The following is a 502-nucleotide window of genomic DNA, read 5'->3' on the forward strand; positions in this document are numbered from 1 at the left end:
GCATACAAAACGATATACAACTCTATATTTATCAATCCATTCAGACTTCTTATGTTCGAAAGAAGCTGGAGAAGAACAACATAGGGATCCATTTACACCAAAAGCTACCTATGCTCGAAAAGCAAAATTTATCGAAGCAGTCCTACAAGAGATGAATATCGGTGAACTGTCTGCAGACATGAATAAATTCATTCATGTATTAAAGCATACTTGTCATCGTCAAATTCGCAGTGTAATCCGCGGACTACGTGACATGGTTGATCGAAAAGAAGGATATCCAACGAAAATTGTATATACATTGAAAAAACTATTGCATCAGACATCTCAATATCAAATTCTTGATACAGCAGCAAAAGAAGGTATCTACCCTCTTATTGCGCAGCATATGCCAAAAGAGAGAAATAGTGACCGTGAGCAAGCTATCTTTAATTTCGGTTTACATTATTCTATGTACTCTCTTCACAACATTAAGAAGATGTTTAAGAATGTGCATGCACTACTG

Annotated in this window: 1 pseudogene; it reads left to right on the forward strand. The window is 36.1% G+C overall.

What is annotated here, in order from left to right:
- Window positions 1-502 (forward strand): annotated as a pseudogene (locus ACCC84_RS23960) (hypothetical protein); the annotation flags it as partial.

The sequence above is a fragment of the Serratia odorifera genome, assembly GCF_041448735.1.
GTDB lineage: Bacteria > Pseudomonadota > Gammaproteobacteria > Enterobacterales > Enterobacteriaceae > Serratia_F > Serratia_F odorifera.